Genomic DNA, 24,874 nt, shown 5'->3' with positions numbered 1-24,874 from the left:
GCGTGAGAGCTGCAATGGCGCCGTCGTCGATGTGGACGACCCGCCGCGGGAACGAGTAGAAGGCGGAGTCGTCGTCCTCGTCGAACCGGCGGAAGTCTCGCGCTGGGGTGTCCACGGCGCTGATTGTAAGCTATTGGTCTTTATCATCATCCTCGTCGCCGCCCGGGCCACGCGGCCCTCTCCCGTGACCGACGACGGCCAAGGCAAATGCAAGCGTCAGAACAGCGGTCGTGACCAGGAAGATGACCATTCCTATCTGGCATCCCGGGTCGCTCCAGGCCTTGCTCATCAGCCAACCAAAGACGATGCCAGCGCCGGCGAACCACGCGTCCCTCATCGTCGAGCCTCCTGAAGGGATTGTTCGTCCTATTGTCGTTGACAACATGATCGCGTAGGCGGATCTTTACCACCGACCCCAGTAGAGGAGGTACGGAGAACATGATCAGGCGCCACGTCTGCATACTCTTGGGCCTCGGCCTCGCCGCGCTGGTCGCCACGCCTGCGCTGTCCTGCACCACCGTCTGTCTCCTCGAAAAGGAGAAGGCCGTCGTCGCGTACAACTATGATTGGTATCCACCCGAAGGGCTCGTCCTGGTCAACAAGCGCGGCACGAGGAAGATCAGCGCGCTCCGGACTCAGGGCGCAACCTGGGTTGCCACGTACGGCAGTGTTACCTTCAATCAGTTCGGCCGCGACAACCCGACGACGGGAGTCAACGAGAAAGGTCTGATGGTCTCCCAGATGTGGCTCGACGAGACCAAGTACCCTCCCGCCGACACTCGCCCGGTGATCGGCGTCCTCGAGTGGACCCAGTACAACCTCGACCGTCACGCCAGTGTGGCGGAGGTCCTGGCCAACGCCGAGACCGTGCGGCCGATGAGCCGGGCAGCGACCATCCACTATCTGGTCACGGATGCTACCGGCGACGCGGCGGCGATCGAGTTCCTCGACGGTAAGCTCGTCGTCCATCGTGGCGCGGCCATGCCGGTCCGGGCGCTGGCCAACTCGACCTACGCCGACTCGGTCGCCACCTTCGAAAGAGCCAAGAGCAAAGGCGAGGTGCCCCCGACCGCGTCTTCGCTCGATCGGTTTGTGCGCGCCGCCATGCTGGCGGGCGGAGGCAACGTAGACCCGATTGCCCGCGGCTTCGAGATCTTGGCCGCGGTCGCGCAGCCGTACTTCACGCGGTGGAGCATCGTCTACAACCTCAGCGCCGGCGAGGTCCATTTCAGAACCGATGGCAATCGGGCGATCCGGCGTTTCGCCTTGGCCGGCTTCGACTTCTCCTGCGGCACGCCGGTCAAGATGCTCGACGTGACCGCCGGGGGCGCGGGTGACGTGGGCGCGGCTTTCGTCGATTACAGCGTGGCCGCCAATCGAGCCCTGGTCGAGTCGGCCTTCACGAAGACGCCGTTCCTGCGGGAGGTACCGGCCGCAGCGAGAGATGCGTTTGCCGCACATCCCGGGACGACATCATCGTGCGCCGCGCCGAACTGAGCGCCGCCGCCGCTTGATGATTCAGGCTGGCCGCGAGTCTAGCAGAGACGGCCGCCGAGCTGCCGGGCGAGTAGAATACGTGCCATGTGTGGCCGCTACACTCAGACCGCGGCGTTCGACGAGCTGGCCCTCCGGTTCGGCATTACCGTCGAGGACACCGACCTCGAAGACCTAACGCCGCGCTACAACGTCGCCCCGTCACAGTCGGTGCAGATCGTGGTCGCCCACAATGGCGGCCGCCAGCTCGTCATGGCCACGTGGGGCTTCCATCCCGTCTGGATGCAGACCAGCAAGCTCGCCCCCATCAACGCGAAGGCGGAGACCATCGCCACGAGCCGCATGTTCCAGGCTGCCGTGAAGCACCACCGCTGTCTCGTGCCGGCCGACGGCTTCTACGAGTGGAAGGCTGTGCCCGGCCAGAGGCGCAAGCAGCCATACTATCTGCGGCTCAAGGGTGGGGGCGTGTTCGCGTTCGCCGGGCTCTGCACTCCCGCGGACGCCCAGGCCGCCGCGCCGGCGACGTGCACCATCATCACGACCACGCCCAACGACCTCGTGGCCGCGATTCACAACCGGATGCCGGTGATCCTCGAGCGGGACGACGAGGTCCGCTGGACCGACGCGCGCGTAACCGACCCGGCCACGGTGCTGCCGTGCCTCCGCCCGCTGCCCGCTTCGCTCATGGAGGGGTACCCGGTATCGACGCTCGTGTCATCGCCCGGGAACGAAGGGCCGCGCCTCGTGCAGCCGGTCAGCTGATGATCAGCCGGCCTCCGCCACTCGATACCGGGCGTATGATTACAGATGAAGGCGAGGCTGATCATGGCGCAGACGGGATACATGACACTGGCGAGCGCGGTCGACGATCTGGCGCGTTCGGGCTTCCGCGAGCACTTCCAAATGAAGGCCGGCAAACTTCTGGCGCTCGATAGCGGGAAGACATTCAACGCGGCCGAGCTGGTGATCCGAGCCTACCATCGATTCGAGGGTGTTTCGGATCCGGACGACATGGCAATCGTCTACGCGATCGAAAGCCACAGCGGCGTTCGAGGAACACTGGTGGACGCCTTCGGCGTGTACGCGGACCCGGCGGTTGGTGTCTTCCTCGAGGGCGTGCCGATTCGCAAGGCCGCGCAGGTTGGCGCGTTACAGGCGGCGCAACCCCGAGCCGTCGGCCGGCCGGGGGGTGCGCTCACGCGCCGGCCGATGCGTGAGCCGTTCGTCTTTGGGCCGCGGGATCATCCAATAGCGGTAGGGTCGCTGGCAGCTACAACGCCTCGAACCGCGCGCTACGACTATGGCTTTCCGGTGCCCTTGTCAGGGGATCCGTGGCAGGACGACGGGGGCGAGGACTGACCGGCGCCCTGACCGGTTGGAGCAACAGGTTCCAGAGCAGATGACGCGATGACCCGAATGGACTTGGAGAAGTGGCTCATCCGCAACAACTTCGCGCAGGTTCCTGCGGGCAAGACAAGCCATAAGCAGTTCGTGCTCGGCACGTGCAAGGTGACGGTGCCGGGTCACGGCTCCAAGGACCTCAGCAAGAAGCACCTCGGCATGATCCTACGCTCGCTGGAGTCCATCGGCTTCGACCGCGCCAAAGTCCGGCGTGAGTGGGGCGATGCGTGAACTTCCCGCGGCCGTGCGCTATACTCCCAGCGGGAGGACACGATGATGCCCACGAAACGGTCACTGATCTTGGGTGTTCTTGCCGGCGCGCTGCTCGCCTTGGTCGTTGCGGGCGCGGCCGGAGCGCTCGAGGTTGGAGAGAAGGCGCCCGACTTCGCGCTCATGGGGCCTGAGGGCAAGCCGATCAAGCTCTCCGACCTGACGGCCAAAGGGCCCGTGGTCCTCTACACATTCATCGCGGCGTTTACCCCCACCTGAACGAAGGAACTGAACGGCTTCGAGGCGGCCCTGCCGCAGTTCGAAGCCGCGGGCGCCCAGGTCGTGGGCGTCAGCACGGATCACTTCCTCGCTCTCAACGCGTGGCGGAAGGAGAACGGCAGCAGGCAGCTGCTCCTGTCGGATTTCCGGCGCCAGATGCTCCCCGCGTACGGCGCGATGGTGACGAAGGAGGACAGCCCGGTCTACCGATACGCGAAGCGGGCGTTCTTCATCATCGACAAGACCGGCACGGTCAGATTCGTGAAGGTCATGGACAACTCGCTCGATCTGCTGAGCGCGGACGAGGTCCTCAAGGCGCTAAAGGATTTCGGGGCCTAACGCGTAGAGGCTCCTCTCAGAGTGGAGGCTGGAGCGCCCACCACCCTCGGCTTACCATGCAGCGTTGAAAGAGGCGATTCGCGCTGGTTTGCTCCGGCGTCACCGGCCCTTCGAAGTACGTGCGCGGGTCGGTGTTGCCCTCGACTGATCCCACACGCGACTCCGGGCCGCACGCGGACAGGGCGCTCTTCATCTCCATGTTCGATGCGTTTGCCTTGTGCCAGAGGCGATAGTCGGTACCGTAGAGCGAGCACCCTGCGAGGAGCCCGGCGAGCAGCACGTAGGCAACGGATCTGAGCGCGGGCATGGAAGCCTCCTTTCCCTTGACGGTCAACCGCAGGCGACCGTGAAGACGTCCTGGACGCCGTCGGGCAGGTGCTGCTCGGACCACGTACGGCCGCCGTCCTGGGTGCCGAAGACCTGCCCGCCGCGGCTGACGCAGTAGACCTGGTTGGGATCGGCCCTGTGCAGCGCCACCGCCATCATGGTGCTCCCGGCCTTGACGCCGTGGTCGAAGCGCGTCCAGGTCTCGCCGACGTCACGGCTGCGGTAGAGCGACCCGTCCACGCTTCGCGCCGCGGGGCTCAGGCAGGCGTACAGGTCGCGCGGATCGTGCGGCGACACCAGGATGTCACGGCTGTACGTGAGCGGCGAGAAGCGGCCGATGTCCATGTTCTGCCAGCTCGCGCCGCGGTCGGCGCTCTGGAACAGGCCCATGCGGACCGCCAGGAACACGGTGCCGGGCCGCGCGGCGCTCACGCACACCGCGTGGCCGTCGAGCATGCCTTCCAGGTGGCTGTCGCTGTCGATCGTGCTCTTGAGATGCGGCAGCTCGGCGAGCTTGAGCAGGTCCGAGCTGCAGTCATCCCACGTCTCGCCGGCGTCGAGGCTCCGCATGACGCCGCCGACTTCGAGCGCCGCGTACAGCTCCTCGGGCCGGGCGGGATCCGCCACGAGGCGCATCACGCGGCAGACGAACGACTTCATCTTGACGCGCTCGGGCTGCGCGGCCTTCGGAAGCCGCCGCCAGGTGTCCCCACCGTCGTCGCTCCGGTACACGCCGACGGGCGAGGTGCCGGCGTACAGGATGCGGGGATTGGTCGGATGCACGAGGATGGACCAGACTTCGGCGCCGTCATCGGGGAAGCCGAGCCGCTCCCAATGCTCCCCGCGGTCCGTGCTCCGGTAGGGGCCGCTCCGGGTGCCGAGATAGACGACGTCCGGGTTCGTCGGGTGGATGGTGATCGCCTGGACCTGGGTTACCTCGGGCAGGCCCTTGGTCAGCTGCGTCCAGCGGTCGTCGCCGTCCGCGCGCCGGAAGATCCCCCCGAGCGTCTTTGAGCTGGACCGCGCCGCGCCGACGTAGACGTGCGAAGCCGCCGATGGATTGGTCATGGTGTGGTCTCCTATGTTCGCGGCTGGCTATGGCCGGAAGTCCGAGGAGCCGACCCAGCCCGTCTCAGAGACGTCGAGCATGACCCCGTCCGGGCCGCTGTACTTCACCTCGACGTTGGCGTGGCGCTGACTGCTCTGCCCGACGCCGAGCGCTTCGTTGACGTCGTCGCGGCGCTCGGAGCCGGCGGCGGCCAGCCGTTCGGCGATCGCCTCCAGGCTGTCCACCTTGAAGCCGATGTGGTGGATACCGTAGAAGTCCTTGCCTCGCTCGACTCCCGCCACCGCATCGTTCTTGAACTTGAGGACGGCCAGGTTGAGGTCGCCGTCGGTGAGAAAGTAGCCGCTCACGGCCGGATGATCGACCCGCCCGATCTGCTTCATGCCGAACACGTCGGTGTAGAAGCGCGCGGTCTTCTCCGGGTCCTGGGTCGACAGCGCGATGTGCTTGATCTTCGCCATGACGTCCTCCGTTGTTCGCAGGTTCGATGGGTAGCCTATTTTAGCCCGTCCGGGGCCGCCGCGCATACGATAGACTACCCGCCGCCAGGCCATCGTCCCACCCGTACAGAGGAGGAGCACATGCCCAACGTCGGGAGAATCGTACTCGCCGCTCTGGCCGTCGGCGTCATCGCCGCCGCCCAGCCCGCGCTCGCCCAGACCACGCTCACGATGTCCTCCTGGGTGTCGCCCCAGCACCACCTGACGAGCGTCGTGCTGCAGGGCTGGGCGACCGAGGTCGAGAAGGCCACCAACGGCCGCGTCAAGTTCACGATGCTGCCCAAGCACCCGTCGGCGCCGCCCGGCACCTTCGACGCGGTCAGGGACGGCCTCGTGGACCTCTCGTACGTCACTGCGAGCTACACGCCGGCGCGGCACATCCTGCCGCTCCTGGCGGAGCTGCCGGGCGCCGGCGAGACCGCGCTCGTCAACTCGGTCGCCTACTCGCGCATCTACTGGAAGTACTTCGCCAAGGTCGACGAGTACAAGGGCGTGAAGCTTCTGGGCGTGTTCACGCACGGCCCGGGCCAGATGTTCACCAAGCGCCCGGTCTCGGGCATCAACGACATCCAGGGCTTGAAGATCCGCACCGGCGGCGGCATCGCCGAGGCAGTGGCGAAGGCGCTCGGCACATCCGCCTTCGTGAAGCCCGCGCCCGAGTCCTACGAGCTGTTGCAGTCGGGTGTCGCCGACGGCGTGTTCTTCCCGCTCGAGTCGATCGTGTCCTTCAAGCTCGACACCGTCCTCGAGCAGGCGACGCTGTTCCCTGGCGGGATGTACAGCTCGTCGTTCGGGTTCTTCATGAACGAGGAGAAGTGGAACAAGCTGTCGAAGGAGGACCAGGCCGCGATCGAGAAGCTCTCCGGCGAGCACATCGCGCGCCTCGCGGGGGCGTCGTGGGACGACGCCGACAAGAAGGGCCTGGAGGCGCTGAAGAAGTCCGGCGTCAAGATCGTCAACGCCAACCCGGCGTTCGTCGCCGAGGTGCAGAAGCGCTCCGCCCCCATCGTCGACGACTGGATCAAGAAGGCCAGTGCCAAGGGCGTGGAGGCCGCCAAGATCCTCGCCGAGTTCCGCGCGGAGCTGAAGAAGGTCGCCGCCGGCCAGTGACCGCTCCCGCGGCTAACCAGTGACCGCTCCCGCGGCGAAATGGGAGCGGCGCGTCGAGGCGCTTCTCGGCGTCGTCGCTTCCGTCATTCTCCTCGCCATGATGCTCCTCACCTTCGTGGACGTGGTGGCGCGGTACATCTTCAGCCGCCCGGTCCGGGGCGCCTTCGAAGTGACCGAGCTGATGCTGCTGGTGCTGATCTTCGCCGGCCTGCCCCTCGTGTCGTTCACCGACGAGCACGCCCTCATGGATTTCATCGACCGCCTGCTCCCCTCGCGCGCGCAGCGAGCGCTCGAGGGCCTCGTGCAGGGGGTATGCGCGGCGATCATGTTCCTGCTCGCCTGGCAGGTCTGGATCAAGGCCGACCGGATCTGGGCCTACCGTGACGCCACCGACGTCCTGCGCATCGTCTACGGCCCCTTCGTCTACTTCATGGCGGTCTCGATCGGGCTGGCGGGCCTGATCCACCTCTACAAAGTGCTTGAGCGTCGATAAGGGGAGTCCGTCGATGAGTGAAGTCCGCCGATGATCGAGGGCCTCGTCGGCCTCACCGCGATGATGGCGCTCGCCTTCCTGCGCATCCCCATCGCGTACTGCATGGGCATCGTCGGCATCATCGGCTACGCCTACATGCGCGACTGGAACTGGCTCGTGGCCTCCGCCATGGTGCAGACCAAGATCTACGAGACGGGGCGCAACTACACGCTGTCGGTGGTGCCGCTCTTCATCCTGATGGGCAACTTCGTCACGCGCGCGGGCATGTCGCAGGAGCTGTTCCGCGCCGCGTACACCTTCATCGGCCATCTGCGCGGGGGGCTGGCCATGGCGACCGTGTGGGCGTCCGCCGGCTTCGGCGGGATCTGCGGCTCCTCGATCGCCACCGCGGCGACCTTCGCGAAGGTGGCGTACCCGTCCATGAAGCGCTTCGGCTACTCGGACCGGCTCGCGGCGGGCGTTGTCGCCGGCGGCGGCACGCTCGGCATCATGATCCCGCCGTCCACCATTATGGTGATCTACGGTGTCTTCACCGAGACGAATATCGGCAAGCTGTTCGCGGCCGGGATCCTGCCCGGCATTCTCGGCGCCTTCCTGCTCTGCGGCGCCGTCCAATACATGACCTGGCGCGATCCGGCCTCGGGCCCGCCGGGCGAACACTCGACATGGCACGAGCGCCTGCTCGCGCTCAAGGACGTGTGGGCGGTGGCGGTGCTGTTCATCTTCGTGATGGGCGGCATCTACGTGGGCTTCTTCACCGCCACCGAGGGCGCGGCCATGGGCGCCTTCGGGGCCATGGTGTTCGCCCTGTGGCGACGCGCGCTCACCTGGCGGACGCTCTACGCCTCGCTCCTCGAGTGCGCCCGCACGACGTCCATGCTGTTCGTGATCCTGATCGGCGCGCTGATCTTCGCGGAGTTCGTCAATATCACGACCATGCCGGCGGACCTCAAGGGGTGGGTGACGCGCTTCAATCTGAGCCCGACGATGGTGGTGGCGGCGATCTGCGTGGTCTATGTGGTGCTCGGCACGGCGATGGAGGAGCTGTCGATGATCCTGCTTACGATCCCGGTGTTCTTCCCGGTGATCGTCCAGCTGGGGTTCGACCCCATCTGGTTCGGCATCATCATCGTGTGCGTGGTCGAGATCGGCCTGATCAGCCCGCCGGTCGGGATGAACATGTTCGTGCTCAAGACGCTCCTGCCCGAGGTGAGCACCGGGACCGTCTTCAGCGGCGTGCTGCCCTTCATGTGGGCCGACGTGCTGCGTCTCGCGATTTTGGTCGCGTTTCCCTGGATCTCGCTCTGGCTGCCGAGCATGATGCGGTGAACGAGCGGCAGGCGCTCGGATGGCTCGCGGTCGGGGCCCTGGTGGCCCTCACCTGGCTCGTGCTCCCATTCGTCACGGGGCTGCTGCTCGGAGTGCTGATGGCATTCACGCTCCAGCCAATCTACGCGTATCTCGTGCGGCGCACCGGGCGCCCCTTCGTCGCATCGCTCACGACCGTGATGGCCTCGGCGGTGGTCATCGTGGGCGCCCTGGCGGGCTTCGTGTCGCTCTTCGTCACGCGGGCGGTGGGGCTCGCGAATACCGTCCGCGAGGAGCTGCGCCCCGGCGGAGCGCTGACAGTGTGGGTGGATGTGGTGACAGGGTGGCTCGAGCGCTTCGGCATCTCCGCCGCGAGCCTGACAGCGCGTCTGGAGGCCGGCGCCGGCGAGGTCGCGTCACGATCGGCCGGCATAGCGGGCTCCCTCGCGTCGGGCACCTTCATTGCTCTCCTCGGTCTCTTCTTCGCGCTGCTGGCCATGCACGTGGTCTTGCGGTACTGGCCGCGCATGGTCTCGGCGCTCGTCGTCGTTTCGCCGCTTCGCCCCGAGTACACGCGGATGCTGCTCGACGAGTTCCGGCGTGTGGGACACATGACCCTGTCCGGGACGGTGCTGACCGGGCTCGCACAGGGCGTGCTCGCCACCATCGGCTTCTGGATGACCGGCGTGCCACAGGCGATCTTCTTCGGCGTCGCGACGGCGCTCGCCTCGCTGGTGCCCGCCGTCGGCACGCTCCTGGTCTGGATCCCCGCCGGGCTCTATCTCTTCGCGAGTGGGCATCCGGCCAAGGCCATCGTCGAGCTGGTCTGGGGCGCGCTGATCGTCGTGGGGTTCAGCGACTATGTGATCCGGCCTCGCCTGGTAGGCGACGCGGCCATGCCGGCCTTGCTGACCTTCGTCGCGCTCTTCGGCGGCCTGGAAGTCCTGGGGCTTTCGGGTTTGATCGTGGGGCCGGTGATCATGGGGCTCGCCGTTGCCGTCCTGCGTCTCTACGCCCGCGAGGAAGGGGCCCGGCGTGCCACCACGCCCTGATTACGAAGTGTCCGTCGCCCCGGTCGCCATCCGCTAGCCGCGGCGGTCGAGGAAGGCCCGCAGAGCGCGCCCGCACGCCTCTCCATGCGAGCAGGGGAGGCCGTGCCGGGCGCCGGGGAAGACCTGGAGCTCCGATCCTGGTATGCGCGCGTGCATGTCTTCCATGACCGCGAGGGGCACGAACGGGCTCTGGTCGGGCGCCAGGAGCAGCGCGGGAGCGCGGATGGCGCCGAGCTCGGCCGTGAGATCGGTGCCGATGAGCAGATCGGCCAGGTCGAGGACGCTGTCGGCCGATGCCTCCGCCTGCGCGCGCTCGAACCAGCGGTACTTCGCCTCGGGCACATGCGCGCGGTCGAGTCGGAGCGGCGTCATCATCTCGCCCCACGCGATCATGCCCCGCGCACCGATGAACGCGCGCCATTCCCGAGCGCGCTGTATCGAGCCTCCACGATGCGAGGCATTCGAGACGGTGACGCTCCGCACGACCTCTGGATGTCGGCTGGCGAGATGGAGCGCGACTGTGCCGCCCAGCGATTCTCCCACCAGGTGGAAACGGTCGGCGCCGGCCGTCCGCGCGACGGCCAGCACGTCGTCGGCGAGCCCGTCGAGCGACCAGGCGAAGCCCGGCCCGGGCACGGCGGAGCGGCCGAAGCCCAGCGTGTCGAACCGCGCGATGCGGTAGCGATCCACGAGAGCCGGCAGCCACTCGGCCCAGATATCCGCGGTGGCGCCGACGCCGTGATGGAACACGATCAGCGGCGCGTCGGCCGCCCACGGCGCCGTCACGTCGATGATCTCGTAGTGGAGGGCGCCACCCGGCCTATCGAGCTTCCCACTCAATCCCGAACTCGTCATCCCGTGACCCATCCATACCAGCGGTGGCTCGGGTCGGGCCCCTCCTCGAGATAGCTCATCTTCATCCGACTCAGGTAGTCCTTCGGGATGTCGTTGCGTTTGGCGTTCAGGTCGACGTTGAAGAGACGGGCCGCGTTGAGCCCGAAGATCTGTTCTTTGACCGGGCGAGTGAGCGGGGCATACCCGTGCTTCTCCACCAGCGCGTCGGGGATGTCGAAGCGCCGGAATGCCTCGATCTGCCACTGCGGCGTGCCGTACCAGATGGAGTCCGTGCCCCACAGCACGTGATCGGCGCCGAAAGCGGCGATGACCTGGCCCAGCAGATGGGCGCAGGCGGTGGGATTGGTCGTGGCGAGCTGCCCGAATGTCGATCCCAGCTCCATGTAGATGTTCTTGAGGCCCGGCTCCTTCTGCTTCATCCGGCAGAACTCGCTGGTCCACGGCACTTCGGCGGACTGATTCGTCGAGAACACGCCGAGCAGCCCGGCATGGTATGCGATGAAGTCGATGTCGGGGAAATCCCTGGCCGCCTTGATCAGGTCGCGCGGGTGGTTGTAGTCCGCGACGGGCCCGAGCGGCAGGCCCTTGTGCAGACACACGCGCCGCACGCCGAGCTTGCGCGCCCGCTCGAGCATGGGGTAGGCGATCTTCTCGTCGTCGACGAACCACCCACGATCGAAACCCTTGGGAGCGGCTCCGGTATATCCCTTCCACGCGTCCACTTTGAGCGTGGAGGCCTGCTGGTCCATGAAGTCGAGATCGGCCTGGCCGAGCTGGGGAGTGATGAGGCCGTGGGCCAGCATGCGGCGCGACTGCGTCACGCGATTGATCTCGTCGCGGATATGCGTCATCTCCTTCGGCGGCACCACCGCCTCCTCGGGATAGGGTCCGGGCGGGGTCGAGATGAGGCCGATCGCCGTCTCGCTGTCCAGGAACACTTCCTTGACGAGATTCTCCCACGAGAGATCGGCGAGCGTGCCGTGGTCGGACGCGAGCTTCGGGTTCAAGCGCCGCGACTGCCGGCGCAGCCCGAGGAGCGCCTGCTTCGTGACTGCGCCCTTCCTTCCCGCCTCCGCATTGCCGGGGTCGTACCCGGCGCCTACGTAGTGGAGCTGCACGTCGAGGATGAAGAAGGGATCGCCCGTGCGCTCCTTGAACGCGCCCGGATCGGCCGCCTCGACCGGCAGCACGTCGAAGAACCGGCCGAAGACCGCGTTCATGGCCAGGAGTGATGTCGCGATGCCGCCGCTTTGTCGCAAGAAATCGCGCCGACTCAACCCGAGCCGCGGCGCCAGGCGCCCCGCCTCGGCGAGGATTCTGTCCTCGACCGCCCGCTGTGCGGCCGTCTGCGGCAGGGGCGGGAACTCTTCGTTGGAGACGAGCCGGGTGGGGAGGGGAATCTCGGAGCGAAGCCCGCGACGCATGCCCGGGCGGATGCGGAACGCGTGGGGATTCTGGTTTGTCATGTCAGCTTTCCCTCGTGGCGAGCGGGTAGAGGGCCGGGCGGCGGAACAGCGTGACCGCGAGCGGGCCGAGCGCCAGCGCGCCGCCCACCGCGTTGAGAATGGCGAAGCCCCACACGCCGAGGATCATCCCGCCGGCGGCGGATCCGAGGGCGCCCATCAAGCCCATGAAGAGGTCGGCGAAGCCCTGGATCGACGGCCGCTCCGCCGGCGTCAGCGCGTCGGTCAGCAGCGCGCTCCCGGCCACGAACGCGAGATTCCAGCCCACGCCGTTCAGGAAGAGCGCGAGGATGACCAGGACGCGGTCGGTACCCGGGGCGAGTCCCGCCAGCAGGACGGCGACGATCAGGATCACGGCGCCGGCGCCGATCATCAGCAGCCGTCCGAAGCGGTCGCACAGCCAGCCCGACAGCGGCGACGTGACATACATGCCGGCCAGGTGAAAGGACACGGCCAGCCCGATCGTCTGCACGTGATGCCCCTGGTCGTGGAGGTAGAGGGGTGACGTGGAGGTCGTGCTGATCATCACGAACTGGCTGATCGAGAGCGTCGCCAGCGCGATCTGCACGCGCACATCTCCGAGGATCGCGCCCAGCCGGCGGGCCGGGCCGGCGGGACGGCCCGCGTCGGCGATCTCCTGGCTGTGGCGCGCGATCGCCAGCGGATCGGGCCGCAGGAACACCTCGATCAGGAGCGACGCGAGCGCGTAACTGCCCACGGCGATGAGGAACGCGCTCGCGACCGACGAGACCCCGAGAAGCGCGCCGAGGCGCAGGGCCGGGGCCATCAGGTTCGGCCCGATGATCGAGCCGATCGTCGAGCCCCACACGATCAGCCCCATCGCCCGGCCGCGCTGCGCGGGCGACGTGACGTCGGCGGCGGCGTACCGGGCGAGGAGGTTGGAGGTGCTCGCGATCCCGAAGAGCGCCATCCCGCCGAGCAGCAGCCAGAAACTGCCGACGCCCACGCCCATCATGGCGAGGAGAGAACCGATGACGGCGAGGCCATAGCCCAGCGCCAGACCCGGCCGGCGCCCCGAACGGGCCATCAGGCGGGCCAGCGGCCAGCTCGCGAGGGCTGTTCCGAGCGCGCCGACGGCGATCGGCAGGCCCGACCAGGTATTCGTCCCGGTGATGCTGGCCGCCACGATGCTGCCGACCGCCATCCCGATCGACTGCCCGGTGCTCCCGCAGACCTGCGCCACGAACAGCGTGGCCATCAATTTGCCGCGGACGGATGCGTGAACTGACGTCGTTGTCAGCGTGCTCATCTGGCGGATGATACACCATCGAATCCCTCTCCCCTGAGGGGAGAGGGTAGGGTGAGGGGAGAGCGAGGCGGGCGCCGACTCAGACGACGCCGCGCGTCCTCAGGTCAGCCACGCCGGCCGGCGACAGACCGAGTACCTCTCCCAGCACTTCGTCGGTGTGCTGTCCGGCGAGCGGCGGGGGTGTGGTCACTGGCTCCGAGGCTGACAGCCGTATCGGACAGCCGGGGACACGGAACCGCCCCCGGGTGGGATGGTCGATCGTCACGATGGCGTCGCGGGCGTTCAGGTGCGGGTCGTCCAGCACCTCGGCCGTGTCCAGGACGGCGCCGCACGGCACGCCGGCCTTGGCGAGCGTGGCCATCACCTCCTGCTTCGAGCGCGCGCCCGTCCACGCCCGCGCGATCTCATTGAGCGCGTCGACGTGCTGCCAGCGCGTCGGCGCGTCCACGCAGCGGGGGTCGCTGAGGAGATCCTCGCGGCCGATGGCGCGGGCAAAGTCGGACCACATGCCCTGGTTCATCGGCTGCACGTAGATGTACACGTAGTCGTTCGGTCCCCCTGGCGCGCACGCGTAGAGGCCGTCCGGGACGGCGCCCGGCGGCGCGTTGTTTCCCCGGCGCCCGGTCGGCCTGCCGTCGCGGTAGTGGGCGACGTAGCGCTGGCGCATCAGGTTGGCCACCGCCTCCTGCATCGACACCTCGACGACCTGGCCCTTGCCGGTCCGCGTCCGCTCGATATGCGCGGCCATGATGCCGGCCGCCATGTGCACGCCGGCCCCGCTGTCGCCGATATTGGCGCCGCAGAGCACGGGCTCGCGATCCGCGAAGCCGGTGACGCTCATCACGCCGCCTGTCGCCTGGGCGATCATGTCGAAGCTCTTGTATTCGTGGTACGGCCCCGAGAGCCCGAAGCCCTTCAACCGCGCGAAGATGATCCGCGGGTTGACGGCGCACAGCGCGTCCCAGCCGAGCCCCAGCCGCTCCATCAGGCCGGGCGCGAAGTTCTCGACGACCACGTCCGCGCGCTCTGCCATCGAGAGAAAGAGCGCGCGGCCGTCAGGATGCTTGAGGTCGATCGTGACGCTGCGCTTGTTGGCGTTGAAGAGCAGGAAGAACATCGCGTCGAGCCCAGGCACCTCCTGGCGGTTCCGGCGCGACTGCTCGCCGCCGATGGGCTCGATCTTGATGATGTCGGCGCCGAGCCAGCCCAGGAGCTGCGTGCACGACGTGCCGGCCTCGAATTGCGTCAGGTCCAAAATGCGGATGCCCGCCAGCGCGCCCTCGCTCCCCGCCTGCGCCCCCTCGTTCATGGATGCCCCTCTCCTCTTCAAGTGCGGAATCTCGAATCGCGCCGAATCGTATCACGGCTGCCAGATTCTGGTAGAGTCCCGGTCATGCGTGTCACAGGAGTTATGCCGTTTCTGACCGACCTCGGCGGCGGCAAAAACCTGCTCTTCGTCAAGGTCGAGACGGAGGCGGGTCTGCACGGATGGGGCGAGTGCTACACCCAGGCGGATCGTGACGCGAGCATCGTCGCCCATGTCGAAGCGCTCGCCCGTTACCTGGTCGGACGCGACGCCTCGCACATCACGCACTTCGTCCACATGGCGTACAACGACTTCGCGGCCAAGCGCGGGGCGATGGATTTCTGGAGCGCGGTCAGCGGGCTCGAGCAGGCGCTGTGGGACATCGCCGGCAAGCGCCATGGTGTCCCGGTGCACGCGCTGCTGGGCGGGCCGTGCCGCGAGCGCATCCGCGTGTACGCCAACGGCTGGTACGGCCACGGCAAGTCGCCCGCCGACTACGCGGCGCGGGCGCGCGAGACGGTCGGCCGCGGGTTCACCGCGCTCAAGTTCGACCCGTTTCCAGGTCCCTGGCGCACGCACGTCTCGCGCGAGACCGAAGAGCAGGCCGTGGCCACGGTGGCCGCCGTGCGCGAGGCCGTCGGGCCTGAGGTGGATCTCCTGATCGAGGTGCACCGCCGGCTGGCGCCCATGCACGCAATCCGCGTCGCCCGCGCCATGGAGCCCTTCCGGCCGTTCTGGTACGAGGAGCCCGTCTCCTCAACAAATTTGGAATCGCTGGCCGAGTGCCGCCGGCAGATCCGCATTCCCGTCGTGACCGGAGAAGAGCTGTACACGCGCGCGGAGTTCCGCCGCGTCTTCGAGCTGCGCGCCGCGGACATCATCAATCCCGATGTCTGCAACTGCGGCGGCATCCTGGAGCTCCGCGCGATCGCCCAGATGGCCGAGCCCTCGTTCGTGACGGTCGCGCCCCACAACTACAACAGCACCACGGTGGGGCTCGCCGCGACGCTCCAGGTCTCGGCCGCCATCCCGAACTTTCTCATCACCGAGTACTTCGTGAACTTCGAGGCCCGGGGGCGCGAGATCGCGCGCCCAGGTTTCGCGGTGCGCGACGGCTACATCACCGTCCCCCAGGACCCCGGTCTCGGCATCGAGTTGGACGAAGCGGCGCTCGCGCGCTTCCCGGGCCGCCGGTTTCCGCCGCGGTCGCTGCCCTCTGTGGCCGACGAAGGGCCATAGGGGCGAGGAGAGAGGACACCGAGATGATCACCAAGTTTTCGAACGTCTACGCGGGCCACATCGATCTCGGCGACATGGGCCAGCTGGCCACGCCCGCCAACGAGCGTCGCTATCCGAACGAGCACCTCGTCTCCGTCTTCGAGAAGGCCGAGGCCATCGCGCGCTGCATGGACGAGCACGGGTACCACACCCTTTGGCTGGCCGAGCATCATTTCCAGCACGAGGGCTACGAGTGCATTCCCAACATCATGATGGTTGCCGTCCACCTGGCGCATCTGACTAGGTACCTGCGCATCGGCTGCGGGTTCAACATCGCTCCCATGTGGCACCCGCTCAGGCTGGCGGAAGACTTCGCCACCGCGGACGTCCTTACGGGTGGGCGCACCGTCTTTGGCGTGGGCCGCGGGTACCACACGCGCGAGGTCGAGACGTTCGGCGCGCCGATGCTCGACGCCGAGGCCAACCGCGATCTCTTCGAGGAGCAGGTGGACATTGTCATGAAGGCGTTTCGCTCGGAGTCCTTCTCGCATCAGGGCAAGCACTACACCCTGCCGCCCGCCGTGCCGTATCGCGGCTACGAGCTGAAGGAGATCACCCTCGTCCCGCGGCCGCTTCGCCAGCCGGTCGAATGCTGGCAGCCGGTCGTGAGCGCCGGCGCCCGCGGCCTCGACTTCATGATGAAGCACCGCATCAAGGGGCTGATCGGCGGCGGCGCGGCGACGATGGCGGAGAAGTCGATCTATGCTTATCAGGAGGCCGCCGAGCGCGCCGGGCTCAACTACACCTTGGGAGAAGGCCTGAGCCTCGGCATCTTCTACCACCTGGCGGATTCGCGCGAGCGGGCCGTCCGCGAGATCACGCCGTGGTACGAGGAGCACGTCAAGATGTTCGGCCCGCTGGGCTTCGTGCCGGGGATCACGCCGGCGCAGCTCGAGGCGTCCACGCGCCGCGGCGGCTGGAGCGCCGCCGGCGTCCCGACCGTCGAGGACTACATGAAGGTCGGCGCCTGGTTCGCCGGCCCGCCCGAGGAGCTGATCGCCTACCTGCGATCGCTCGAGGAGAAGTTTCCCGGCCTCGAGTATGTGCACCTGAGCAACAGCATGGGCATGCCCAAGGACGCGATGCTGGAACAGATCGCCAGGCTCGGCAAGGACGTGCTGCCGAAGTTCACGGCCCACGCGGTGTGACGAGCCCCGGGGAGTTGGCGGCCCTCTGGCCGCTCGATCGCGGCGTCGCGTTCCTGAATCACGGCTCGTTCGGCGCGTGCCCGACCGAGGTCCTCCGCCACCAGGCTGCGCTCCGCGCCGAGATGGAGGCCGAGCCGGTGCGCTTCCTGGGGCGCGAGCTGGACGGGCGCCTCGACACCGCGCGCGAGGCGCTTGCCACCTTCGTCGGCGCCGATCCAGACGATTTCGCCTTCATCACCAATGCGACGTCCGGCGTCAACGCCGTGCTCCGGTCGCTCACGCTCTCGTCCGGCGACGAGCTGCTCACGACGGACCACGCCTATGCCGCCTGCCGGAACACGCTGGACTACGTCGCCGGCCGGTCCGGCGCGCGGGTCAACGTCGCCGTCGTCCCGTTCCCCGTCGCCTCTCCTGATGCGGTCGTGGACGCCGTCCTGGCGAAGGTGACGCCGCGCACGCGCCTGGCGCTCCTCGACCACATCACGAGCCCCACCGGGCTGATCCTGCCCATCGAGCGGCTCGTCGCCGAGCTCGCGCGCCGCGGCGTCGAGACGCTGGTGGACGGCGCGCATGCGCCCGGAATGATCCCGCTCGACCTCCGCGCGCTGGGGGCGACCTACTACAGCGCCAACTGTCACAAGTGGCTCTGCGCGCCGAAGGGCTCGGCGTTTCTCTGGGTGCGTCGTGACCGCCAGGCCGACATCCACCCGCTGACGATCAGCCACGGCGCGACGGCCGTGCGGCCGGGGCGCTCGCGCTTCCGCCTCGAGTTCGACTGGACGGGCACCCAGGATCCCACGGCGTGGCTGACGGTGCCGAAGGCGATCGAATACCTTGGCGGGCTGGTCCCGGGCGGGTGGCCCGCCTTGATGGCGCGCAACCGCGCGCTTGCGCTCGAGGCGCGCCGGCTTCTCTGCGCCGCCGCCGGCACGCCACCACCGTGTCCCGACCAGATGCTCGGCTCGCTTGCCAGCGTGGTCATGCCCGACAGTCCGACGATGGAGACCGGATGGCGGGTCCGCGATCCGATCCAGGGGCGGCTCTTCGACGGCTGGGGCATCGAGGTGCCGATCATGCGCTGGCCCGCCGCGCCCCGGCGTCTTCTCAGAATCTCCGCTCAGCTCTACAACACGCCCGATCAGTACATCCGGCTGGCCGACGCCCTCGGCAGGGAGCTGGCTGCCGGCGCTTAGTGCATCACGAGGCCGCCGTCGACGCTGAGGGCCTGGCCGGTCATGTAACCCGACCGCGGCCCCGCGAGGAAGGCGACCACGTGCGCCACGTCTTCCGGCTTCTCCATGCGCCCCAGCGGCACCTGCGCGGCGCGCTGGCGGGTGAACTCTTCCGCCGTCATGCCCAGGAGCTTGCCCTGGTCCCGCGACACCATCGTCCACATGTCGGTCTCGACGAAGCCGGGGCAGACGCAGTTCACCCGGATGCCGTCTGCCGCGTGGGCGAGGGCCAGGCTCTTGGTCATGCTGACGACGGCGGCCTTGCTGGCATTGTAGGGAAGGTTGGTCTTGCTGCCGATCTTGCCCGCCATGGACGCCAGGCTGACGATGCTGCCGCTCTTCTGCGCGATCATCGTCGGCAGCACGGCCTGGCTGGCGAAGAACACCGCCTTGGCGTTGATGGTCATGATCGCGTCCCAGTGCTCTTCGGTGACGTCGAGGGACGCGGCGGCGCGATAGATGCCGGCGTTGTTGACGAGGATGTCGATGCGCCCGAGCTCGGCGCGGGCGCGGTCCACCATGGCGCGCAGGTCGACGCGCGAGGTGACGTCGGTCGGCGCCACGACGGCGCGCCGCCCGAGCGCGCCCACCTCCTCGGCCGTGCGCTTGGCGCTCGCCTGGTCCAGCTCGGCGATGACGACATCGGCGCCCTGACGCGCAAGCTCGAGTGCGGTCGCGCGGCCGATGCCGCGCCCCGCGCCGGTGACGATGGCGACCTGTCCCTTGAGCTCCATGGCTGTCTCCTGTTTACCGCGCTTTCAGCACGGCGCCGATCGCTCCGCCGGCCGCCATCGCAGGCAGCGGACTCACGCGCCACGCGACGATGGCCACGACGGTCGCGAGCGTGAGGACCACCGTCGTCAGGTCCAGCACCGCGTGTGGCAACATGGCGAGCAGCGCGGCGGTGATCATGCCAATGACGGCGGGGCTGATCCCCTTCAGCGCCGCGCTCATCCACCGGATGCGTTTCACGCGATCCAGCACGGGCACGGTCGAGAGAATCAACAGGAATGACGGAAGAAAGATCGCCGCACCGCTCACGGCCGCGCCCCACACGCCCGCGACCCGATAGCCGACGAACGCCGCCAGCATGACGATCGGGCCCGGCGTGAGCTGTCCGAGCGCCAGGCCGTCGAGAAATTCGCGCGGCGACAACCAATGCAGCTGATTGACCACCTGGTCCTGGACGAACGCGAGAATCGCCAGCCCACCGCCGAAGGTGAACGCGCCGACCTTCAGGAAGAACACGCCCAGGTTCCATAATGTCGGCGCCGTTGCGCCGGCTGACGCGTCCACGGAGAGCCACGACATCGCGGGAAGCCACGGGCCGCCCCAGAACCGCACCGTGAAGAGAAGCGCGACAGCGACGGCAGCGGCGGTGCCCCAGACTCTGGAAGCGTAGAGTGCCACGCCGACGGCCCCGGCGAGCACCATCGTCGGCACGAGCCCGAAGGGCGTGAGCGCCACGACCGCGGCGCTGACGATGGCGATCACGATTTGCTTCACGTCCTTGATCGCCGATTTCCCGAGCCGATAGGTTGCAACCGCGAAGATGCCGATGACCACTGGACTCAAACCGTAGAACACGCCGCGCATCGCAGGAATCGCTCCAAACCGTGAGTAGATCATCGTCAGTCCGAGCATGATGAAGAACGCGGGCAGGATGAAGCAGACGCCGCCGAGAACACCGCCGAGCCATCCCAGACGGCTGTAACCCAGGAAGATGCTGAGCTGCGCGGCCAGTGGGCCCGGGAGCATGTTCACCAGGGCGAGCCCCTCGACGAAGCGCTCGCGTGAGACCCAGTTGCGTCGCGTCTGGATCTCCTGCTGCATCACGCCCATGATGGCAGGGCCGCCGTAGCTCATCGCCCCGAGCTTCAGGAAGACGGCGACGACCTCACTCCATCGCTCGCGTCGCATGCGGGCCTCCTGGCCGGCAGTCAGCGCGGGCCGGTCGGGAGCTGGTCGAAGGGCAGGTCGCGGTCCACGCGCATATCCTGAGGCAGGCCGAGCACGCGCTCGGCGATGATGTTGCGCAGGATCTCGTCGGTGCCCGCCGCGATGCGGCCGCCCGGCGAGTTGAGCAGCGATTCCTGAAAGGCGGCGCGCAGCGGCGCCGTGTCCTTGTCCATGATCACGCCGCCCATGTCGAGCAGGTCCATGGCGAAGGAGGCGATCTCCTGCGCCTTGGGCGCGTTGACAAGCTTGCCGATGGAGTTCTCCGGGCCCGGTGTCTCGCCGCGCGAGAGCGCGGTCATGGTGCGGAAGCGCGTAAGGCGGACGCCCTGGGTCTTCACATAGAAATCGGCCAGCCGCTCGCGGACGGCCGCGTTGGCGATGGCGGGGCCGTCTTCGAGCGAGACCGATCGGGCCAGGCCGAAGATCTCCTCGAAGTCGGGGCCGCGGAGATCGCCGGAGGCGAGGCGCTCGTTCATGAGCGTGGTGATGGCCACGCCCCAGCCCGCGCCCACGGCCCCGAGCCGCTGGCTGTCCGGGATGCGCACGTCGGTGAGGTAGACCTCGTTGAAGTGGGACGCCCCCGAGATCTGCTTGATGCGCCGGGTCTCGATCCCCGGCGACTTCATGGACAGGAAGAAGAAGGTGAGGCCCTTGTGCTTGGCCGCCTTGGGATCGCTGCGGGCCACCAGGATGGCCCAGTCCGCCCAGTGCCCGCCCGACGTCCAGATCTTCTGCCCGTTGATCACCCACTCGTCGCCCTCGCGCTGGGCGCGCGTGCGCAGGCCGGCCAGGTCGGAGCCGGCGCCCGGCTCGGAGAAGAGCTGGCACCACACCTCGTCGCCGAACAGGGCGGCCGGCGCGTAGCGCCGCTTCTGCGCGTCGGTGCCGTACGTGAACAGCGTCGGCATGCACATGCCGAGCCCGATCTCGAAGTAGCCGCGCGGCACGAGATAGCGCGACTCCTCCTGCGAGTAGATTACCTGGTAGACCGGGGGCAGGGCGCGCCCGCCCGACTCGACCGGCCAGTGGAGCGCGGCGAAGCCGGCCTCGGCCTTCTTGTGCTGGAAGGCCTTGGCGCGCTCCAGGCCGTCGAAGCCATCGCGGCCGGAGTAGCGACTCTGCCAGGTCTCGAAGGCGCCGCCCTTGATTTCTGCGTTCGCTCCGAGCCACTGGCGGGCCTCGGCGCGGAAGGCGGCTTCTTCTCGCGTGTCGTCGAAATCCACGGTGATCTCCTAGGCGGCGCCGGCTTGAAGCCGCGTCACCAGCAAGTCTTTCCAGCGGCGGGCGCTGCCCAGCATGAGGCCGGTGAGCTTGGCGCGCCGGTAGTGCAGGTGGCAGTCGAACTCCCAGGTGAAGCCCATGCCGCCATGCACCTGGATGTTCTCCTTGGCGGCCTGATAGTAGGCCTCGGTAGCGGCCACGCGCGCGGTTGCGGCGGCAACGGGCAGCTCGGGCGCGTCTTTCGAGAGCGCCCAGGCGCCGTAGTAGGCGTTCGACCGCGCCAGCTCGACGGCCACGTAAATGTCGGCCAGCTTGTGCTTGATGGCCTGGAAGGACGCGATCTGGCGGCCGAAGGCGAAACGGCCGAGCGCGTAGTCGCGCGCCATGTCGAGCGCCGCCTGCGCGCCGCCGACCTGCTCGAAGGCCACGAGCACGGCCGCGCGGTCGAGCAGGCGCTCCACCAGGGGCCAACCAGCGAAGGGAGCGCCGAGTGGCTCGGCCGCGGCGCCGTCGAAGACCAGCCGCGCGTGGGAGCGCGTGGGGTCCACGGTGGTGACCGAAGTTCGCGTGATACCCGCGCCCGTCAGGTCCACCAGGAAGAGGCCCGCCCGCCGGCCGTCCGCCTCACCGGCCACGACGATGGCGAAATCCGCCACGTCGCCGTCCATCACCGGGATCTTCGTGCCGCTCACGCGCCCGTCGTCGGCGCGCGTCGTGATATTGCCAGGCGTCGCCACCTGCGGGCCCTCGGCCAGCGCGAAGCAACCGATCGCCTCTCCCTGAGCGACACGCGGCAGCCAGCGCTTCTTCTGGGCTGGGCTGCCCACGAGCAGCAGGGCCTCGGAAGCGAGGTAGATCGTGGACGAGAAGGGCGTCGGCGCGAGGCTCCGGCCCAGCTCCTCGGCGATGACACACAGCTCGAGGTAGCCGAAGCCGGCGCCGCCATGGGTTTCCGGGATGGCGGTGCCCATCCAGCCCATCTCAGCCATCCCACGCCAGAGCTCCGCGTCATACGGCGCGGCGCCCTCGAGGATGCGCCGGACGCGGGTGGAGGAGGCGTGCTCGGCAAGGAACTTCCGAGCCTGCTCCCGCAGGGATCTCTGATCGGACGAGAAGTCGAAGTTCACGGCGCGAGGATCATACGGTATCCGCCGGCTCGACGCCAGCCGGACCAGGGGCCGGGCCTGGCGCCGCACCGTCGCCGCGCTCCATTCACCACGCCCGGCGCCGCCCGGCTATACTTGCCTCCTCATGGCCATCACCGACCGCTACGGATTAGAGGTCACGACCTCGTCGGCCGTCGCCGCCGAGCGCTTCCAGGACGGCATGGACAAGCTGCTCTCGTACGGCGCGGGCGCCGAGGAGTCCTTCTCGGCGGCGCTCGAGGCGGACGAGAGGCTCGCGGTGGCGCACTCGGGCGTCGCGATCCTGGCCTTGCTGCAGGGCGACGCGAGGTCGGCGCGGGCCGCGGTCGCGCGGGCGCGCGAAACGGTGGCCGGCGCGACCCGGCGCGAGCGGCAGCATGTCGAGGCCTTGAGCGCCCTCATCGCGGGGGAGACCGCCCGCGGGCTCGCCTTGGTCGACGAGCACGTGGCGGATTTTCCGCGCGATGCCGTGCTCGTCAACCAGGCCAGTAACGCCATCGCCCTGGCCGGCCGAAGCGACCGCGAGGAGCACCGCGTGGCCGTCATCGAGCGGCTGGCCCCCGCGTACGGCGATGACTGGTGGTTCCAGTCAGCGTTGGCGTTCACCTACCACGAGGTGGACCGGTTCGAGGAGTCCCGGCGGTTGTCGGAGCGCTCGCTGCAGCAGTACCCACGCAATGCCAACGCCGTCCACAACCTCGCTCACATCGCCTTCGAAACCCTGGACACCGAGGCGGGCACCGCGTACCTTTCAGGTTGGATGGCCGGATACGACAGGCGCGCGTCATTTCATTGTCATCTCGCGTGGCACCTGGGGATGTTCGAGCTGCACCGGGGCCGCTACGCGCGCGCTCTCGAGATCTTCGAGCGCGACATCCTGGGCGGCGTCAATCCACGGTCGGCGATGACCGACGGTGCGGCGCTCCTGTGGAGGGTCCGGCTCGACGGCGGGCATGACCAGCCGCCGGCGTGGCGAGCGCTCGCCGACCTCGCCGAGCGGGTCTCACGGCCCGGCTTCGTGTTCGGCGAGATCCACGCGGCGCTCGCCTACGCGGCGTGCGGTGACGAGAGGGCGCTCGCGAAGCTGATAGATGGCCTGCGGGCGCTCCACGCGAAGGGGCATCCGATCGCTGGGACAGTCGCGCTGCCGCTGGTGCAGGGGACCGCGGCGTTCGTGGCGGGCGATCACGCGGGCGCTCTCGAGTACTTCGAGGCCGTCGAGGGCGAGATGCACCGCATGGGTGGCAGCCACGCCCAGTGGGAGATCTTCGAAGAGACGATGGTGGCATGCTATCTCTCGCTCGAACGCTACGACGACGCCCTCCGGCTCGTGCGCCGGCGCCTCCAGCGACGCGCGTCGCCTCGGGACCTCGGCTGGCTCGATCGAGCGAGCGCAGGGCTCGCCGCGCAACAGGGGACCCCAGGAGAATCGCGATGACGACGCTCACGCCCGCGTACAAGCAGATCGCGTCAGGACTGCGCTTTCCCGAGGGTCCCGTGGCGATGCCGGACGGCTCCGTCATCCTGGTCGAGATCGAGCGCCGGACATTGTCGCGGGTCACGCCCGACGGGACGATCCACGTGATCGCCAAGCTCGGCGGCGGCCCGAACGGCGCGGCCATGGGGCCGGGGGGCAAGATCTACGTGACCAACAACGGCGGGCTCAAGTTCGTCGAGCGGCCCGGCAAGCTCTTCCCGGTGCTCCAGGCCGATGACTACGCCGGCGGAAGCATCCAGATCGTGGATCCCGAGACCGGCATGTTCGACACGCTCTACGACCGCTGCGACGGCCAGAAGCTCAAGGGGCCGAACGACCTCGTGTTCGACGGGGCCGGCGGGTTTTGGTTCACCGACCTCGGCAAGACGCGCGAGCGCGACAATGACCGCGGTATCGTCTACTACGCCAAGGCCGACGGGTCCTTGATCCGCGAGGCGATCTTCCCGCTCGAGCGTCCAAACGGGATCGGGCTTTCGCCGGACCTGAAGACGCTCTACGTCGTCGAGACGCCGACGGCGCGCTGCTGGTCGTTCCGGCTCTCGGCCCCGGGCGAGATCGAGTCGGCGAACGGACCGTACCGGGGCGAGAAGGGCAAGGTCGTCGTCGGGCTCGGCGGCTACCAGATGTTCGATTCGCTGGCGGTGGACGCCGAGGGCCACGTCTGCGTGGCAACCTTGATCACGGGCGCCGTGAGCGACATCTGGCCGGATGGCAGCCGCGTCGACCAGTACATGCTGCCCGACATGATGGTCACGAACGTCTGCTTCGGCGGCCGCGACCTGCGCACCGCGTACGCGACCTTGTCGATGGGCGGCACGCTCGTGTCGTTCGAGTGGCCGCGCCCCGGGCTCCCGCTTCGCCACCTCAACCGGTAGTCACCCCGCCTGCAGCGGCGGATCCTTAGCAAGGACGACGACGTC

The 24,874-nt window shown here is 68.3% G+C and carries 26 protein-coding genes; 14 read left to right on the top strand and 12 right to left on the bottom strand.

The features are described 5' to 3' along the window. Positions 1-130: 130 nt before the first annotated feature. Positions 131-337: a hypothetical protein gene (locus VGV06_18175; GenBank protein HEV2057073.1), complete on the bottom strand. Its 207-nt coding sequence runs from the start codon at positions 335-337 to the stop codon at positions 131-133. Positions 338-438: 101 nt separating this feature from the next. Between VGV06_18175 and VGV06_18170 the strand changes: the two genes are divergently transcribed. The 5 genes from VGV06_18170 (at position 439) to VGV06_18150 (ending at position 3,723) form a co-directional block, all read left to right on the top strand. Next, on the top strand, positions 439-1,497 hold the full coding sequence (locus tag VGV06_18170) for a linear amide C-N hydrolase (protein ID HEV2057072.1): 1,059 nt from the start codon (positions 439-441) through the stop codon (positions 1,495-1,497). An 84-nt stretch (positions 1,498-1,581) separates the two neighbouring features. Continuing rightward, positions 1,582-2,256, top strand: coding sequence for an SOS response-associated peptidase (locus VGV06_18165; GenBank protein ID HEV2057071.1), 675 nt, complete (start codon positions 1,582-1,584; stop codon positions 2,254-2,256). A gap of 45 nt (positions 2,257-2,301) precedes the next feature. After that, the gene (locus tag VGV06_18160; GenBank protein ID HEV2057070.1) at positions 2,302-2,853 is read left to right on the top strand and encodes a hypothetical protein; all 552 of its coding nucleotides are present in this window, start codon (positions 2,302-2,304) and stop codon (positions 2,851-2,853) included. 48 nt (positions 2,854-2,901) lie between these two features. Then, entirely contained in the window at positions 2,902-3,126 is a 225-nt protein-coding gene (locus VGV06_18155; protein ID HEV2057069.1) for a type II toxin-antitoxin system HicA family toxin, read from the top strand. Between the two features lie 42 nt (positions 3,127-3,168). After that, positions 3,169-3,723 carry a peroxiredoxin gene (locus VGV06_18150; GenBank protein ID HEV2057068.1) on the top strand — a complete coding sequence of 185 codons (555 nt, stop codon included), beginning with the start codon at positions 3,169-3,171 and terminating at the stop codon, positions 3,721-3,723. A 16-nt stretch (positions 3,724-3,739) separates the two neighbouring features. On the opposite strand, the gene VGV06_18145 is transcribed toward VGV06_18150, so the two are convergent. The 3 genes from VGV06_18145 to VGV06_18135 are packed head-to-tail and all read right to left on the bottom strand — an operon-like array spanning position 3,740 to position 5,577. Continuing rightward, the gene (locus tag VGV06_18145) at positions 3,740-4,030 is read right to left on the bottom strand and encodes a hypothetical protein (GenBank protein HEV2057067.1); all 291 of its coding nucleotides are present in this window, start codon (positions 4,028-4,030) and stop codon (positions 3,740-3,742) included. Positions 4,031-4,053: 23 nt separating this feature from the next. Then, complete coding sequence (locus VGV06_18140; GenBank protein HEV2057066.1) at positions 4,054-5,118, bottom strand: hypothetical protein; 1,065 nt, start codon at positions 5,116-5,118, stop codon at positions 4,054-4,056. A gap of 27 nt (positions 5,119-5,145) precedes the next feature. Continuing rightward, a complete protein-coding gene (locus tag VGV06_18135) occupies positions 5,146-5,577 on the bottom strand; it encodes a VOC family protein (GenBank protein HEV2057065.1) in 432 nt (143 codons plus the stop codon). 120 nt (positions 5,578-5,697) lie between these two features. Between VGV06_18135 and VGV06_18130 the strand changes: the two genes are divergently transcribed. From VGV06_18130 to VGV06_18115, 4 genes are read left to right on the top strand one after another with little or no spacing between them, the layout of a single operon-like run. After that, positions 5,698-6,726, top strand: a complete 1,029-nt coding sequence (locus VGV06_18130; protein ID HEV2057064.1) for a TRAP transporter substrate-binding protein — start codon at positions 5,698-5,700, stop codon at positions 6,724-6,726. Between the two features lie 19 nt (positions 6,727-6,745). Beyond that, entirely contained in the window at positions 6,746-7,219 is a 474-nt protein-coding gene (locus tag VGV06_18125) for a TRAP transporter small permease (protein HEV2057063.1), read from the top strand. A 30-nt stretch (positions 7,220-7,249) separates the two neighbouring features. After that, the gene (locus VGV06_18120) at positions 7,250-8,548 is read left to right on the top strand and encodes a TRAP transporter large permease (GenBank protein ID HEV2057062.1); all 1,299 of its coding nucleotides are present in this window, start codon (positions 7,250-7,252) and stop codon (positions 8,546-8,548) included. Continuing rightward, entirely contained in the window at positions 8,545-9,579 is a 1,035-nt protein-coding gene (locus VGV06_18115; protein HEV2057061.1) for an AI-2E family transporter, read from the top strand. The genes VGV06_18120 and VGV06_18115 overlap by 4 nt, the downstream gene beginning before the upstream one ends. Before the next feature lie 33 nt (positions 9,580-9,612). On the opposite strand, the gene VGV06_18110 is transcribed toward VGV06_18115, so the two are convergent. The 4 genes from VGV06_18110 to VGV06_18095 form a co-directional block, all read right to left on the bottom strand. Then, positions 9,613-10,419 (bottom strand): alpha/beta hydrolase, encoded by an 807-nt coding sequence (locus tag VGV06_18110; GenBank protein ID HEV2057060.1) that lies wholly within the window; start codon positions 10,417-10,419, stop codon positions 9,613-9,615. Positions 10,420-10,430: 11 nt separating this feature from the next. Next, positions 10,431-11,900 (bottom strand): amidohydrolase family protein, encoded by a 1,470-nt coding sequence (locus VGV06_18105; protein HEV2057059.1) that lies wholly within the window; start codon positions 11,898-11,900, stop codon positions 10,431-10,433. A gap of 1 nt (position 11,901) precedes the next feature. Continuing rightward, a complete protein-coding gene (locus VGV06_18100) occupies positions 11,902-13,116 on the bottom strand; it encodes an MFS transporter (GenBank protein ID HEV2057058.1) in 1,215 nt (404 codons plus the stop codon). A gap of 130 nt (positions 13,117-13,246) precedes the next feature. Then, the gene (locus VGV06_18095; GenBank protein HEV2057057.1) at positions 13,247-14,476 is read right to left on the bottom strand and encodes a CoA transferase; all 1,230 of its coding nucleotides are present in this window, start codon (positions 14,474-14,476) and stop codon (positions 13,247-13,249) included. Positions 14,477-14,560: 84 nt separating this feature from the next. Here VGV06_18095 and VGV06_18090 point away from each other — a divergent pair, with 84 nt between their 5' ends. From VGV06_18090 to VGV06_18080, 3 genes are read left to right on the top strand one after another with little or no spacing between them, the layout of a single operon-like run. Further along, positions 14,561-15,712, top strand: coding sequence for a mandelate racemase/muconate lactonizing enzyme family protein (locus tag VGV06_18090; GenBank protein HEV2057056.1), 1,152 nt, complete (start codon positions 14,561-14,563; stop codon positions 15,710-15,712). 23 nt (positions 15,713-15,735) lie between these two features. Continuing rightward, the gene (locus tag VGV06_18085) at positions 15,736-16,899 is read left to right on the top strand and encodes an LLM class flavin-dependent oxidoreductase (protein ID HEV2057055.1); all 1,164 of its coding nucleotides are present in this window, start codon (positions 15,736-15,738) and stop codon (positions 16,897-16,899) included. After that, positions 16,896-18,092: an aminotransferase class V-fold PLP-dependent enzyme gene (locus tag VGV06_18080; protein ID HEV2057054.1), complete on the top strand. Its 1,197-nt coding sequence runs from the start codon at positions 16,896-16,898 to the stop codon at positions 18,090-18,092. Before VGV06_18085 ends, VGV06_18080 begins: the two co-directional genes overlap by 4 nt. Here VGV06_18080 and VGV06_18075 read toward each other — a convergent pair. Genes VGV06_18075 through VGV06_18060 form a run of 4 tightly spaced genes read right to left on the bottom strand, consistent with a single transcriptional unit; the run spans position 18,089 to position 22,438 of the window. Further along, positions 18,089-18,865 carry an SDR family NAD(P)-dependent oxidoreductase gene (locus VGV06_18075; GenBank protein ID HEV2057053.1) on the bottom strand — a complete coding sequence of 259 codons (777 nt, stop codon included), beginning with the start codon at positions 18,863-18,865 and terminating at the stop codon, positions 18,089-18,091. The two genes, VGV06_18080 and VGV06_18075, sit on opposite strands and share 4 nt — an antisense overlap. Positions 18,866-18,878: 13 nt before the next feature. Beyond that, positions 18,879-20,051 carry a chromate efflux transporter gene (chrA, locus tag VGV06_18070; protein HEV2057052.1) on the bottom strand — a complete coding sequence of 391 codons (1,173 nt, stop codon included), beginning with the start codon at positions 20,049-20,051 and terminating at the stop codon, positions 18,879-18,881. A gap of 20 nt (positions 20,052-20,071) precedes the next feature. Next, positions 20,072-21,313 carry an acyl-CoA dehydrogenase family protein gene (locus tag VGV06_18065; GenBank protein ID HEV2057051.1) on the bottom strand — a complete coding sequence of 414 codons (1,242 nt, stop codon included), beginning with the start codon at positions 21,311-21,313 and terminating at the stop codon, positions 20,072-20,074. 9 nt (positions 21,314-21,322) lie between these two features. Continuing rightward, the gene (locus VGV06_18060) at positions 21,323-22,438 is read right to left on the bottom strand and encodes an acyl-CoA dehydrogenase family protein (protein HEV2057050.1); all 1,116 of its coding nucleotides are present in this window, start codon (positions 22,436-22,438) and stop codon (positions 21,323-21,325) included. A 124-nt stretch (positions 22,439-22,562) separates the two neighbouring features. On the opposite strand from VGV06_18060, the gene VGV06_18055 reads away from it, so the two are divergent. Both VGV06_18055 and VGV06_18050 read left to right on the top strand, forming a co-directional pair. Further along, positions 22,563-23,894 carry a hypothetical protein gene (locus VGV06_18055; protein ID HEV2057049.1) on the top strand — a complete coding sequence of 444 codons (1,332 nt, stop codon included), beginning with the start codon at positions 22,563-22,565 and terminating at the stop codon, positions 23,892-23,894. Then, on the top strand, positions 23,891-24,829 hold the full coding sequence (locus tag VGV06_18050) for an SMP-30/gluconolactonase/LRE family protein (protein HEV2057048.1): 939 nt from the start codon (positions 23,891-23,893) through the stop codon (positions 24,827-24,829). Before VGV06_18055 ends, VGV06_18050 begins: the two co-directional genes overlap by 4 nt. The last annotated feature ends 45 nt before the right edge of the window (positions 24,830-24,874 follow it).

The organism is Candidatus Methylomirabilota bacterium, assembly GCA_035936835.1.
GTDB lineage: Bacteria > Methylomirabilota > Methylomirabilia > Rokubacteriales > CSP1-6 > AR37.
The sequence above is the reverse complement of the archived record's forward strand: the minus strand, read 5'-3'. Positions and strand labels throughout refer to the sequence as shown.